Source organism: Dyadobacter pollutisoli, from assembly GCF_026625565.1.
GTDB classification, from domain to species: domain Bacteria; phylum Bacteroidota; class Bacteroidia; order Cytophagales; family Spirosomataceae; genus Dyadobacter; species Dyadobacter pollutisoli.
The window spans coordinates 346,658-360,628 of sequence record NZ_CP112998.1 but is presented as its reverse complement, the minus strand read 5'-3'; the positions used below and the strand labels follow the sequence as shown (position 1 = coordinate 360,628).

At 44.9% G+C, this 13,971-nt stretch carries 14 protein-coding genes; 11 read left to right on the top strand and 3 right to left on the bottom strand.

The window, feature by feature from the left end; translation table 11 throughout:
• Positions 1–470 precede the first annotated feature (470 nt).
• Positions 471–716, top strand: a complete 246-nt coding sequence (locus ON006_RS01630; RefSeq protein ID WP_244823369.1) for a hypothetical protein — start codon at positions 471–473, stop codon at positions 714–716.
• Positions 717–795: 79 nt separating this feature from the next.
• Here the strand turns inward: ON006_RS01630 and ON006_RS01625 are convergent, their stop codons facing one another.
• Together ON006_RS01625 and ON006_RS01620 are read right to left on the bottom strand one after the other, a co-directional pair.
• Positions 796–1,290, bottom strand: coding sequence for a hypothetical protein (locus ON006_RS01625; protein WP_244823368.1), 495 nt, complete (start codon positions 1,288–1,290; stop codon positions 796–798).
• Positions 1,291–1,398: 108 nt separating this feature from the next.
• The gene (locus ON006_RS01620; RefSeq protein WP_244823367.1) at positions 1,399–1,710 is read right to left on the bottom strand and encodes a hypothetical protein; all 312 of its coding nucleotides are present in this window, start codon (positions 1,708–1,710) and stop codon (positions 1,399–1,401) included.
• A gap of 168 nt (positions 1,711–1,878) precedes the next feature.
• Between ON006_RS01620 and ON006_RS01615 the strand changes: the two genes are divergently transcribed.
• From ON006_RS01615 to ON006_RS01575, 9 genes are all read left to right on the top strand, one after another.
• Positions 1,879–2,694 (top strand): helix-turn-helix domain-containing protein, encoded by an 816-nt coding sequence (locus ON006_RS01615; RefSeq protein ID WP_244823366.1) that lies wholly within the window; start codon positions 1,879–1,881, stop codon positions 2,692–2,694.
• A 95-nt stretch (positions 2,695–2,789) separates the two neighbouring features.
• Positions 2,790–5,249: an outer membrane beta-barrel family protein gene (locus ON006_RS01610; RefSeq protein WP_244823365.1), complete on the top strand. Its 2,460-nt coding sequence runs from the start codon at positions 2,790–2,792 to the stop codon at positions 5,247–5,249.
• A gap of 195 nt (positions 5,250–5,444) precedes the next feature.
• A complete protein-coding gene (locus ON006_RS01605) occupies positions 5,445–6,563 on the top strand; it encodes an MFS transporter (protein ID WP_244823364.1) in 1,119 nt (372 codons plus the stop codon).
• 41 nt (positions 6,564–6,604) lie between these two features.
• Positions 6,605–7,177, top strand: a complete 573-nt coding sequence (locus tag ON006_RS01600) for a Crp/Fnr family transcriptional regulator (protein ID WP_244823363.1) — start codon at positions 6,605–6,607, stop codon at positions 7,175–7,177.
• An 89-nt stretch (positions 7,178–7,266) separates the two neighbouring features.
• Complete coding sequence (locus tag ON006_RS01595) at positions 7,267–7,707, top strand: carboxymuconolactone decarboxylase family protein (RefSeq protein ID WP_244823362.1); 441 nt, start codon at positions 7,267–7,269, stop codon at positions 7,705–7,707.
• An 83-nt stretch (positions 7,708–7,790) separates the two neighbouring features.
• Positions 7,791–8,297, top strand: coding sequence for a GbsR/MarR family transcriptional regulator (locus ON006_RS01590; protein ID WP_244823361.1), 507 nt, complete (start codon positions 7,791–7,793; stop codon positions 8,295–8,297).
• 53 nt (positions 8,298–8,350) lie between these two features.
• Positions 8,351–9,172, top strand: a complete 822-nt coding sequence (locus ON006_RS01585) for a thiol-disulfide oxidoreductase DCC family protein (RefSeq protein WP_244823360.1) — start codon at positions 8,351–8,353, stop codon at positions 9,170–9,172.
• A 2-nt stretch (positions 9,173–9,174) separates the two neighbouring features.
• Positions 9,175–9,447 (top strand): hypothetical protein, encoded by a 273-nt coding sequence (locus tag ON006_RS01580; protein ID WP_244823359.1) that lies wholly within the window; start codon positions 9,175–9,177, stop codon positions 9,445–9,447.
• Positions 9,444–9,827, top strand: coding sequence for a DUF1731 domain-containing protein (locus ON006_RS01575; RefSeq protein WP_244823358.1), 384 nt, complete (start codon positions 9,444–9,446; stop codon positions 9,825–9,827). The genes ON006_RS01580 and ON006_RS01575 overlap by 4 nt, the downstream gene beginning before the upstream one ends.
• 6 nt (positions 9,828–9,833) lie before the next feature.
• Here the strand turns inward: ON006_RS01575 and ON006_RS01570 are convergent, their stop codons facing one another.
• A complete protein-coding gene (locus tag ON006_RS01570; RefSeq protein ID WP_244823357.1) occupies positions 9,834–11,330 on the bottom strand; it encodes an SUMF1/EgtB/PvdO family nonheme iron enzyme in 1,497 nt (498 codons plus the stop codon).
• A 245-nt stretch (positions 11,331–11,575) separates the two neighbouring features.
• Here ON006_RS01570 and ON006_RS01565 point away from each other — a divergent pair, with 245 nt between their 5' ends.
• Positions 11,576–13,960: an ABC transporter permease gene (locus ON006_RS01565; RefSeq protein WP_244823356.1), complete on the top strand. Its 2,385-nt coding sequence runs from the start codon at positions 11,576–11,578 to the stop codon at positions 13,958–13,960.
• The last annotated feature ends 11 nt before the right edge of the window (positions 13,961–13,971 follow it).

The window sequence follows — 13,971 nt, the reverse complement described above, 5'->3', positions numbered from 1 at the left end:
GTCAACAAGATATATAATTACCCTATCTCTGTTTTGTTACCCGTCGATTCAAACCGTCGTTTTTCGATTTGGTGTTGTTGGCGCGGGTTAATGCAGCCAATTTTGCTACAAGGTCTCCATTAAAAAGGGCCACAAAAACATATCCAAACCATCAAAACGATCAGCAACATTACCCGCCGTTCTTACTGTACACACTGGTTTTGCTTCTCCTGCCGTTGTCCTGCAAGGAGAAAAAGATACGCCTGCTCCTACCAGCAATGGTCCGACAAAAATTCGCTACCACCAGCTGGTCATTGAATGCACGGAAGCAGCAAGCCAAAAACGTGGTCCCGACGTGGCGACATTCACAGGCCTGAGAGTTGTTTTAAGAGAAGGTCAGTCAGGCGATGATCACACACTAAACCTGCTTGATTTGCACAATGGAATTTTTTATTCTTTTGCCAAAAGTGCGTCGGTAGCGTACGACATTGATGTGGTGTTCGATTTTTATGGTGGTCCATGGTTTGCTGGGCCGCGCCTGGACTTTTGACAAACAATCCGACGAAAGTACCGGGCTCGTCAAATCGCTCGTCGACCTCACCTCTAATGCACCCCTCTCCCAACACCTATGGTCATTCAAAACCCAGCAAGGCAAAAAAGGACTGATCCGATTCAAGCAAGCACAGGTAATGAAGGGCTCGGCTACGTTTGTGTTTGATGTAAAGGTAGAGCGGTGAGAGGGGATTTTTTACTTCTAAGAGTCTGGCAGAAAATTGAAAGTACACATGCCAAAGTAAATGGTTTCTCATGGTTACATCAGTTTTCATAATCAATAATATATTTGATCTTTGTTTTATCGGAGATTTTTGGAATGATAGCGAAGAACTTCGTGTAGCCGGATTCGGGAAGATATTGATGATATTTTAAGGTGATCCTATAAGTTATTTCCTCGCGCTTACAGTCGCTGGTTAATTCTTGCCGAACCAAAATAGTCCGTTGGCCGGAGTATATACGACCGGCAAGCAACGTCTTCTCTTTAAAATCAATCTTAGCGTTTACCCTGGAAAGATCAATAGATTGTTCTGATTCAATTCGAGATCGGATAACCCGCTGAATGAACTTATCAGTGTCTTTAACATTCACAAAAGAAACTAACTCTCCATTCTTTAGCTCTTCATATTCTACGAGGCCGTCTTTACATGTAATAACATAGGGATCTTCTTTGCAGCCTGTTGCTAAAAAGGCCACAAAGGTCATAAACAAGCTTATCCACAGCAAGCCTCTAACGAACATTGATTTCACCGTGTACATGCTTTTGTTTTAATTCAGGTATTGACAAGAAGTCTTTTTGAATCTTAAACAGCCTGGTCAATTAGGTAATGTTACTCATATTGGTAATTGGAATCTTCAATTACGGCGTCAGAAATGCCGAATTACCAACGGCAACCCCATCGAAATCACCGTCAAAGCAACCGTTACTATTTTCTTGAACTTCAATGATTTTTTCTTAATAAGCCTGTCAAGCCCCCAACCTAGCGCTGCGCCGATGAGGCCCATCAGAAAAAAGTAAGACAATGGTAACCTATCGTTTTCTAAATAATGCTCAGCGGACTTTGTCAGAGCACTAAAAAACGCGCTGGCATTCAAGAGTGAGAGTGCCATGGACCACATTTGGACTCGCTGAGCCTCGGACTGAGTGCTGTCTATTTTTTTAGTATCCGTCTGTTCCATTATAGTCAGGATGTATGGGTTTCATGTAGCGAACCTGATGTAACCAAAGATACACAAATGTACCAAACATAAACATGGGTACACGGTCTTTCATCACCGGAAAATTATAGAAATTAGCAAAATCAAATTACGACGACTTTACTCATTTCTTATCCTGACCCATTCTGAATGCAGATCCCGATCAAAAACAAGCTTGAACAAAACGAACTTTTTAGAATCAAAAGGATGAAGGAGGTCATTAAAGCCACCAATCCTCACGGTCACAAGGATTATCTCGAAATCATTTACCTCGAAGCCGGCGCCGGGACGCATCAGATCGATCATGACAGATATACAGTGAATCCGCATAACCTTTACCTGGTCATGCCCGGCCAGATACACAGCTGGGAGCTTACCGAAATCCCCAAAGGCTACGTCATGATGCTGCAAAAGGACTTTTTGCTGGGTCATCCGTTTTACGAGCTTTTATTTCAAAACTTTCCCGCCCCTTATTCGGGCTGTTATGATTTAAAGGAAATACAACCGACCGTAGACAACATCTTTCAAAGCATTGACAACGAGTACACGCTCCGCCAGCCCAACTATCAGGCATTGATACTGACTTACCTGCAATTGCTTTTCAATTTGCTTGACAGACAAGCCGGGCAGGATCTTTCAGTGCCTTATCCTGTGCTCTTAAAAAGCTTTTTTGTGATGTTGGATGGCCAGTTCAAGACCAACCGCGAGGTGAGCAGCTACGCGGAGCTGCTAAATGTCACACCCAAAAATCTCAATACGCTCTGCCAAAAATACCTGAGCAAAACGGCCGGTACCGTCATCAACGAAAAAATAACAGCCGAATCGAAGAAACTGCTCTTGTACTCACACCTTAACCTTACTGAGCTGGCTTACGAACTTGGCTTTACCGATCCTTCGCATTTCAACAAATTTTTTAAAAGACAAACCGGTGTCCTGCCCAGCATTTACCGAAAAGGGATTTCCTGAATGTACCAGTTTTCGGACTCAATGTACAAAGTCTACTATTTTAATAGAGTTAAATTTGCCTGTCTAAGTAACCAGAACAGGCATTTTTTCTTCTAATGAAATTATTCTTACTCACCGCGATCAGCTTTCTTTCTTTTCTTTCAGCTCACGCTCAGGGCAATGTGACCATCACCGGACATGTCGCGGACAAAGAAACCAAAAACAGCTTATCGTATTGTTCTGTTGCTCTTTTCAAAAGCATTGATTCCACATTGGTCAATGGCGTTTTGGCTGATGAAAAAGGAAATTTCAAATTTGAAAACATTCCCGCAAGCCAGTACTACATTGAAACACAATACATTGGATTTAACAAACTCCTTTTCAGCCTACCTGCCCTGAGTCAGGAACAGCCATTGGTCGCCCTATCCACGATCCTGCTGGAAGCTGACGCCAGGACATTGAAGGAACTGAATGTAACAGCCGAGCGACAAACGATTGAAAACAAGATCGACAGGCAGGTGTACCGGGCTGATAAATTTCTGAACAGTCAGGGCGGCACCGCCATTGATGTGCTAAAAAACACTCCGTCCGTCACCGTAAACAGCGAGGGAAATATAACAATGCGGGGTTCTTCCGGTTTTTTGGTACTGATCAACGGAAAACCTGTACAAACCGATCCCGCCCTGGTACTGAATCAGATACCTGCGAACACCATTGAAAATATCGAAGTAATTACCTCACCGTCTGCAAGGTTCGATCCGGATGGGAAGGCTGGTATCATCAATATCACGACAAAGGCGGCGCTACCGGGCAGCAGGTCATTTTCAGCCAATGTTCAGGGCGGGCTCCCAGCGATTTACCGGTATAATAATCTGCATAGTCCTGTACGTTTCGGGGGCGATGCCACATTTAGTCTGCAATCTCAAAAATGGGACTTCAACATCAGCGGAAGCTATTTGCGCAACGACATTGCCGGCAGAAGAACAGGAGATGTGAATACCACTATCGATCACATTTTTACTTCCTTTCCGTCAGACGGAGAACGAAGCTACACCAAGGAAAGCTATACGGTACGCTCGTCAATTTCTTTCAAACCCGACCCCAGGAACTTGTTTTCAGCTGGTATTTATAAAGGTTATCGCTCCCAGTCGCGCCGGGCTGACATTGTTTATAACAACACCAAAACGGACCTTTCCAGTGGTGATATCATTGGCCGAATCCGTTATTTTAACTCAAATATTGCCCGCAAATCGTCCGACATTATCCTCGGCAACCTGGATTACACCCATACTTTTACCAATAAGTCGCTACTTTCTCTGTCAGGATTGGTTGAAAACGCTGGTTTGGACGGATTGACGACCAATATTAATCTGGATGACGCCGACCGGCGGATCGTTTTGCAAAATACCAGAAACCCCAGTACCAACCCTCTGAATGCATATCGATTAAAAGCAGATTACACTATTGAAATTGGCAAAGGACGGCTCGAAACGGGGTACCAATATCGCAATCAGGTGCAAAAGGGAAATTTCCAATATCTGGATTTAGATCTGGAAAGCGGCTCTTACATCATTGTGCCGCAGTTTAGCAGTCATACCAAAGTAGTCAACCGTATTCACTCAGTCTACGGGCAATATTCCGCAAAGCCCGGGAAGCTGGAATATATTGCAGGCCTTCGCTATGAATATGCTACCCGTGCTTTCACCGCAGGGAGCCAGCCAGTAAGAAACCTGGATTTGTCCAATGTGTTTCCTTCCCTGAACTTGCAGTACCATTTAACCAAATCGCTGGTTGCGAAAGCCGGATACAGCAAAAGAGTCCAGCGTGCTACCAACAGCGAGCTCAACCCTTTCCCGGAACGTGAGCATTCGGAAACGCTCGAATCCGGTAACCCCAATATATTACCAGAGTTTATAGACCTGAGTGAACTGGGTATTGTGAAGGATTTTGAAAAGGGAAGCGTTTTTGCGACGGTTTACAATCAACGCATTAAAAATGTGGTCAACCGGGTCAATAGCGTTTATAATGACACGATATTAAACCGCATCTATACCAATGCCGGGCTGGCGACTTCCTGGGGGCTGGAAGCAGGTACTACTGTGAATGTTACCAAATGGTGGCAATGGTATGCTGGCGCAAATGTTTACCAGTACAAGATCAAAGGTTCGCTGTTTGATAAAAATGTAAATGTGAACACGTCCAGTGTTGTCTATTCGGTTAATGCGAACACGACCTTCAAGCTTTCGCCTACTTTTCAGCTGCAATGGACATTAAGCTATCTTTCGAAGAGGGTTACCGCCCAGGGTGAAGATTCCCGCTTTATCATACCAGCAGCTTCTGCCAGAAAAACCTTCTTAAAAGGCCGGCTGGCAGCGACGCTTCAATGGCAAAACATTGATCTGGGCTTACTGGGCTCCAATCGTCAGCGGATCACGACTTTTGGCAAAGACTTTTTCACGACGACTAACTACATTCAGGAAACTGATATTTTTCTACTGAATATCAGCTACAATCTCAACCAAACATCCAAAAAAGCAAGGCTTCCGTCCAGTGAATTTGGGGAAAAGGAATTTTGAACAATTAATCCCCTACAACTCCACGGATTTAGCAATCACCCGGCCATCTCTTTCGAAAATACAAACTGCCGCTTTCTGATTTTTTAATGCCAGTTTGGGGTATTGGCTTTTCCCCAAAAGAAATGGTTTTGGTAACATCCGGGCTGAATATCCAAAAAAGTAAGATTTTCTGAAAAAAGCTTACTAATATCGACCATGAATAAATCCTTCCCCCTGTACGCATCGGTGAGTCTGGCTTTCGCTTTGATGGGGGATGCTTTTTTATACTCGTTTCTGCCCACCAATGCTGGCAGTGTCCATCTTCCGGTCATCTGGATAGGCACCATCCTATCGATAAACCGTTTTGCCCGGATCATTCTTAACCCGGCGATACTACTGGTTTTTAACCGGTTTGGATTCAAATTGCCTACCATTTTCGCGGCAGTACTGGCCGTTGTTACTACGGCATCTTACGGCTTTGGTGTTAATGTCGCAGTTTGGATTTTGCTACGGATATTGTGGGGTGTTTCATATTCGATCCTCCGCGTTTCCTCCTTGACATATGCCCTGGATTCGCCAAGAAAGGGATTTTCGCTTGGCCTCAACCAGAGTATTGCTGAATGCGGGCCTCTATTTGCACTGCTGATCGGGCCATTTCTCCTCGACTATGCCGGCCCCGCTACCACATTCCTGCTACTTGGAACATTGTCTGTCCCGAGCATTTATTTTGCTTTGCAGCTCCCCGACCGTGAGCGTTCGTCTCATAAATTGCCGACATTTAAACTGGAATTGCCATCTGCATTCAACAGCATGGCATTTACCAGCGCATTCGCTGTGGAAGGATTGCTACTTGTCCTGATCGGCACATTGCTGCTCAGGTACCTGCCCACGCTGACACACATTGAGATCGTTGCATTAACCGCCGGATTCCTCAGTTTTCGGAGAATATGCTCGATACTGATTTCGCCGGTTTCGGGCAGACTGGCGGATCATTACGGCTTAATGAATGTGTTTTTGGTTTCGATTCTGGGACTTTGTTTTGGATTTGTGCTCATTGCAACCGGGATTATCTATGCGGGGCTGATCACCGTTTTTACCTTTTATAACATCAATTCTTCGCTTGCTGCGGGCGGGGCTTCGGCAGGGAAAGAAAACATTACCCACGCCGTTTCCCAGAATGCCACTTACCGGGATGCTGGTGCGGCTTTCGGGGCATTATCGGGTGGTTTTATGTTGGCGCTACCCAGTCTGCACCAGGTATTTCTGCTTTGCGGTTTAATATTAATGTCGCTGGTGTGGGTTCTTTACCGTGAGCAGCGGAGCATTAAGGAGTAAAATCTGGCCATTGATTGCTCTTATTTTTTCAAAAAGTCACAGTGTCACATCCATTAATCATCCATATCCGCAAACTGGTAGACTTGAAGGTTGACGATGAAACGGCGATCCTCTCGTTCTTTCGTCAAACTGAGGTCCGCAAAAAGCAAAACCTGATCGAGGCAGGGCATCCCTGTCCGACGCTCTTTTTTGTCGTGAAGGGATGCATCCGTTTGTATTATCTCAATGAAAAAGGGGTTGAACAAACCATTCAGTTTGCGATCGAAAATTGGTGGCTGACCGATTTTTTGGCATTTCCGCAGCAAGGCATTACCGAGTTTACCATTCAGGCAGTAGAAAATTCGCAGCTTCTGGCGATCGATACCGCCGATCAGGAGCGGCTGATGGACCAGTACCCTCAACTGGAACGCTATTTCAGGCTGATCTACCAACGTGCTTATGGAGCTTCCCAGGTCAAAATGAAGTATCAATATGATTATTCGCGGGAACAGCTCTACCGTCATTTCGTCGACAATTTCCCTCAGTTTACCCAGCGCATTCCTCAGTACCTGCTGGCTTCCTACCTGGGTTTCACGCCCGAATATTTGAGCGAGCTCCGTAAAAAGCGATATTAAACCAGTTTAAGTTTTTTTGACCAGCTACCTGCGACCTTTGTTATGTCAATCAGCAAGTCGCTTGACATCAAAACATTAGACAAAAAATCATGGAAAATCGCGTAAACATTCAGACAGTACAACCTCAGGCGTATAAAGCAATGTATGCACTCGAAGGTTATTTGCAAACCGGAGAGTTGACCAAAACCCACAAAGAACTCATCAAACTCAGAGCATCACAGATCAATGGCTGTGCATTTTGTCTGGATATGCATACCAAAGACGCATTAAAGCTTGGAGAAAGCGTGGAGCGTATCGTTTTATTGAATGCGTGGAGAGAAGCAGGGCTATTTACCGAAGAAGAAAAAATTGTCCTTGAACTAACCGAAGCCGTTACATTGATCCAAAATCAGGGTATCAACGCAGATTTGTATCAACGGGCAGAAGAGGCATTCGGACAAGTGTATCTTGCACAGATCATTATGGCCATTGTGACCATTAACGCCTGGAACCGGATAGCGATCAGTACACACTTGCAGCCTGGCAAATAGTAACTTTCACTCATCAATAGGCAAGCCACGAAATTAAACTTTCAAAACTTTTTGAAAGTTTAATTTCGTGGCTATATTTGTGTATGGAACTGGCAGAAGCAAAACAGAAGTTTATTGAATCATGGGGCAAATTGGGCTCCGAATGGGGCATCAACCGCACGATGGCCCAGGTACACGCCCTACTCCTGATCTCTCCCGAACCGCTTACCACCGAAGATATTATGGAAACGCTCAGTATTTCAAGAGGCAATGCCAATATGACGCTCAGGGATCTGATCGGCTGGGGATTAATTGAAAAACAACACAAAGCGGGAGAAAGGAAAGAGTATTTCTACGCTGACAAAGATGCCTGGAACATTGCAAAACAAGTAGCCAAAGAGCGGCGAAAAAGGGAAATTGACCCGGTCATTAAGATCCTGGACGAATTATCGAAAGTAAATGGTGACTCAAACGATCCTGAATTCGCAACTTTTCATAAGTCGGTCAGCGATATCAACAAGCTCACAAAGAATGTCGACAAAACCATTGAAACCATGCTCAATGCAGATGAAAGCTGGTTTTGGGGTTCTATTATGAAAATGTTCAAATGAGCATTTTTTTAGTTCAAACTTTCAAAAATTACTGAAAATTCAATATTTTTAATATGAACACTTTGAAAGACCACCTCATCCTTTTCGACGCAGAATGCCCTATGTGTCAGCTGTATACCAAAGCCTTTGTAAGCACCGGTTTGCTGGGAGAAAATGGCAGAATCGCTTACCAGGAATACCCGGTTCAGGCCTGCCCAACCATTAACTGGCAGCGGGCGGTGAATGAAATTGCATTGGTGAATCAGGCTACGGGTGAAGTAACTTATGGAATCGAAAGCCTTCTCAAAATCTGCGCGGCCGCGATGCCTGTGCTGCGTCCGCTTTTCCTTTTCAAGCCGTTTGTCTGGTTAATGAGAAAGCTTTATGCATTCGTTTCCTACAACCGGCGGGTCATTATTCCAGCGCCGGTGACGGAACAAAGTTTTCAGTTTCAGCCAAGTTTCAAAAAGCATTACCGCATTGCCTATCTTATTTTCAGCTGGCTGGTAACAGCTTATATACTTGCTACTTACGGAAAACTAATGACCGGATTTTTGCCGCAGGCCAGTATGTCGCGGGAATTTCTCGTCTGCGGAGGCCAGATCGCATTTCAAGGCTTCGTGATACTACTATACAAAAAGGAAAAGGTCTGGGATTATCTTGGAAATCTAATGACCATTTCGCTCGCCGGGGCCTTGCTTTTATTACCCGTTTTGATCTCAGGAAACTGGTTCCATTTCAGCAGTGACGTCTATTTCATCTGGTTTTCAATGGTCGTAAGCCTGATGTTCCTCGAACACCTCCGCAGATCCAAAATTTTACAACTCGGTTATTTAATGACATTAACCTGGGTTCTGTATCGCATGATTGTTCTTGTCGTGATCTTGAATGTTTGATTATGAAATACAAAAAAATAGTTCTCGCCGGCGGCAATGGATATCTTGGCGGAGTTTTAGCCGACTATTACAGACCATTTACTGAGGAAATAATCATTTTGAGTCGAGGTACTGCTTCTGCCAAAGGAAATATCAAAACGGTACATTGGGATGCAAAAACATCTGGCAAATGGGAAGACTCATTCTTTCAACACAATACTCCCTTGACGCGAAAAATCGCTCTGCGTATGGGAATTGTTTTTGGAAGTAAAGATGGCGCCTTTCCCGCCTGTTGAATCTTGTAAAGTTTGGCCTGGGCGGAAAACAGGGCGATGGCCAGCAATACGTTTCCTGGGTTCATGAGCAGGACGCTGCAAAATGCACGGAATGGTTGATGCTGAATCAGGATATGAACGGGGTCATAAACTGTACCGCGCCTGAGCCCGTAAAAAATACTGTCCTGATGTCATTACTAAGAGAATTTTACGGAGTGCCTTTCGGACTTCCGTCACCAGCCTGGCTTCTGGAAGTTGGAGCCATGCTCATCGGTACTGAGACAGAATTAATTCTAAAAAGTCGCTGGGTAATGCCAACACGCCTTTTGGAAAATCAATACAAATTTATTTTCCCAAAATTAGAACACGCCATCAAAGACATCCTAAGCACAAAAACCTAAAACCTCTCAATCCGCTGCCACCCGGAATCCGCGGTTGAAGTTGCTGCTCGATGGCGGGACTACATTTCGGTAGCTGACGCGACAATTCCCCGCAGGTACCGACCATGCGCCGCCGCGGTAGATTTTGTAAGTTCCGGTTTTTGGCCCTGCTGGGTTTTCTTTCGGACTCGCAGCGTAGTAATCCGCATCATACCAGTCGCTAACCCATTCCCATACATTGCCCGTCATGTCAAACAAGCCCAGTTCATTCGGCTTTTTGGTCGCGACCGGCTTTGTTCCGTAGCCTGTTGCCACATACCAGCCGACGGAATCAATGCTGGTACCGCCGCTGAAACTGATGCTTTTACCATGAATGCCTCCTTTTGCCGCAAACTCCCATTCCGCCTCGGTTGGTAACCGGTAATGTATGCCCTGTTGCTCGCTGAGCCAGTAACAATAAGCAACCGCATCGTCCCAACTTACATTGATGACAGGATGGTCTTCGTGCCATCCCCAGCCCGGTAAATCGGGCATCGCACGCTTGGTAGCATTGCAGAAAACCCGCCATTGCGCCACGGTAGTTTCCGTCGCCGCGATTTTAAAATCCTTCACAATCGACTGGTGTGCAGGCAGTTCATCTTTACCACCTTTACCTGTTTCGTCTCCCATCATGAATGCCCCGCCTTTTACATTGACCAGCTTGGGATAATATCTGGCAGACATTTCGGGCAATGTTTTCGCAGACGGCTTTCGCTTCGTCTTGCCCAGCCAGAACAATGCATCGGCGATCATATTATTCTGCATATAATCCGACATTACCTTATCGCCATGCCCCATGTTCATGTAGATCATGTTGTATTTTGTGTTGGTCCATACCACCGGCGTGTCGCCACCAGTAAGTATGTCTTTGATTCCCAGTGGATAATTGGAGGGATCGAGGGTTACCAGCACTTTTACATCCTTATTCTCCCGAGGGCTCGGTCGCCAATGGTACCATTCATTTACAGGCGACGCATAGGCATCGGGCAGGCTTTGAGTGACGGCATGCTTGTTATCATCCACAATGAGTCTGGCCTGAACGGGCGGCCAGCTGTTGCTGTAAAACACGCCACCACCCAGAAAATCCACAAACCAGGGCCATTTGGTATCCTTGTCATTATATCCAGCCACATGAAAGCCGAACCATCCCCCACCCTTCTCCATGTATTTTCGAAATGCTTCTCGCTGCGATTGTTCGTGCGGGAAGTCATTGAGCCATATTATTACATTATAATTGCTCAGGTACGCATCGTTGCAGTTGGTCCAGTCGGAGGTTACGTCGAAGGTGAAATTGTTTTCGGCAGCCAGATTTTTGAAAAATGCCCGCGCATCATTCGAAAAATCAACGTGATCAGATTCGACTTTATTGGAATAAAAAGCGATGACCTTAAAATCGGGTTTCTGAGCAAATACATTACTTCCGACGAAAGCGGATAGCAGCAAAATGATTTTTACCAAAAATAAAAAACGCCGGAATGTCTTCATATATAGCCTCAGGTTCACGGAAAAATTGGAAAGGGTTCTTTACAAAAGGCAGTAAACCAAATCGGCTACTATCTTCTTGATTACATCCATTGCAGGCCTTTGCTCATGACAACGAGACTGTACGATTATAAGGTGCATTGTTCATTATCGCAACGAAGTAATTTATCAAGTTACTCATTATAAATACCTTGCATTACTGGCATAAATATTTTGAAAAACAGGGAAATCCAGAAGCCAGAAAGCCAATGCTTACAATTTACATCAAAATAGCCTTTCGCAACTTGTGGAAGAACAAGTTGTTCTCCGCCATCAACATCACCGGCCTGACGTTCAGTATGGCCGTGGGACTGATATTCGTTCTCACGATAAAAAGCCAGTTCGAATTCGACCATTTTCAGCCTTACCCCGACCGTACCTACCGGATTATAACGAGTAAACTTTTTGAAAATGGAACGGACATTTATGCAACAAGTCCTGCGATTTTGGCCCGGAAACTGGAATCCTATTCGTTCGTAGAAAAGTCAGTCCAGCTTTCCAGCGGCGAAACCGTAGCGGCTTCCGACGGGAACAAAGAACTTGCACTGAACATAAAATATACTACTCCTACTTTCCTGACATTGTTTAATTTCGAATTAACCGAGCATAACAATAATGCGCTTGACGAACCCAATTCGATCATTATCAGTGAACAAAAGGCAGAAGATTTCTGGGGAAAGGCCAATCCGGTAGGAAAGGTATTGAACCTGCCCGGTAAGGGAAATTTTAAAATAACAGGGGTTATTAAGACCAATAAACAGCCTACTCATTTCAATTTCGACGCGCTGGTTTCCGCCGGTTCTTCTGCAAATACCCGCCAGCTCACTGATTCGGAGAACTGGGCCAATACTGAATCGGGATATACCTATGTTCTATTGAAAAAAGGCGCTGGTAATGCTGATCTGCAAAAAGCACTCGCGCAGATTTCCGGCCAGACAGGATCATTTTTGAAAACCATTCCGGGAAACAAATCCACTGGATATCAATTTATTGCTCAAAATATTTTAGAAATCAATCCGGCATCTCATTCCATGATCATCGGCGAAATGAACCGTGGTCTGGACTGGTCGGCGATCCTGATCATCTCCGGTCTGGTACTGCTGCTTTTGCTCATGGCGGGCTTTAATTACACCAGTTTGTCGCTTGCCAAATCCATTAATCGCGCCCGGGAAGTCGGAGTGCGGAAGATCAATGGTGCCAAAAGGCATCAGATTTTTGCGCAGTTCCTGACTGAAACTGTTTTTCTGACCTTTCTCTCCGCCGGACTTGCATTGCTTTTAATTCCTCCTTTGGGCAACATCCCATTGTTTGGAGAAATCCTGGCCACCATTCAGATCGATGGTAAAAGTACGCTCTGGGTCATCGGTTTTGCATTACTGGTCAGCCTGATAGCCGGAGGATTGCCGGCGTGGCTCCTGTCAGCCTTTGATCCGATGGTTGTATTGAAAAAACTAACGAATCACAGTATTTTAGGCGGGATCGGTTTTAGAAAGGCATTGATTGTTGTTCAATTTACTGTTACTACCATTTTCATTACGTTTCTGGTTATTTCAAAAGAGCAAACGGATTTCGAAAGACACTTTGACTATGGTTTTTCACCCGAAAATTTGGTTTACGTCACCACAAAAGGCGAAGACATTCCTACGTTGATAAACGGCTTTTCTCAAATCGCCTCCGTCAAAAGTGTGTCAGCCACATCCGGGCTCCCATTGCGCGAACTGGCAACTGGTTCCTGTTTTGTATCAAACCCAAAAAATGCAGACTCCCTGAAAGTTGACTATTACTCGGTTGACGAAAACTTCCTTACTAATTTGAACATTAAACTTGTCGCCGGGACCAATTTTCCCGCAAACCTGAGTGGTACTGACGAGTCTTCCGTGATCCTGAATGAGAAAGCGATTAAACAACTGAATTTCAAAAACCCGGGGGAAGCAATTGGCCGGTTTGTTCAATTGGACAGCGCCCATGTGCAGATAATTGGCGTGTATAAGGACTTCATAAACTGGAATTTGAGATTCGGATCAATGCCATTTGCATTGCGTTACAAACCATCCGAATTTAATCAGGTCCTTATAAAAATTGATCCCGGAAACCCCGCGAAAACTACCGCGGCACTGGAATCAGTTTGGAAGAAATTGTATCCCAAAAATGCATTCCACTACGAATTCTATGATTCATTTATGGAGTCCAGAATCGCGAATCATGAAAAGGATTTTGTCCTTATTGATTTCCTGACAGGCCTGGTTTTATCGATTGCCTGCCTGGGTTTAGTTGGCATGGTTTCCTATTCAGTAGAAGTAAGGATCAAAGAAATTGGCATCCGGAGAACATTGGGTGCCGCCGGGGTGCAATTGATCTGGCTGATATCTCATGGCTTTATCAAAGTGCTTTTGTGGGCAGGTATTTTGGGCTTGCCGGTGGGTTACTATATCGGACATTCCATGCTGAAAAGCTATGCTTACCGGATAGATCTGTCCGCCGGATTATTCCTGACCAGCTTTTTGAGCATGTTTCTGATCGGTTTGGCAACTATTTTGTCCCAGACTTACCGCGCCAGCTATGTAAATCCGGTGGAGTCCCTGAGATCGGAATAAAATTGCAGGTA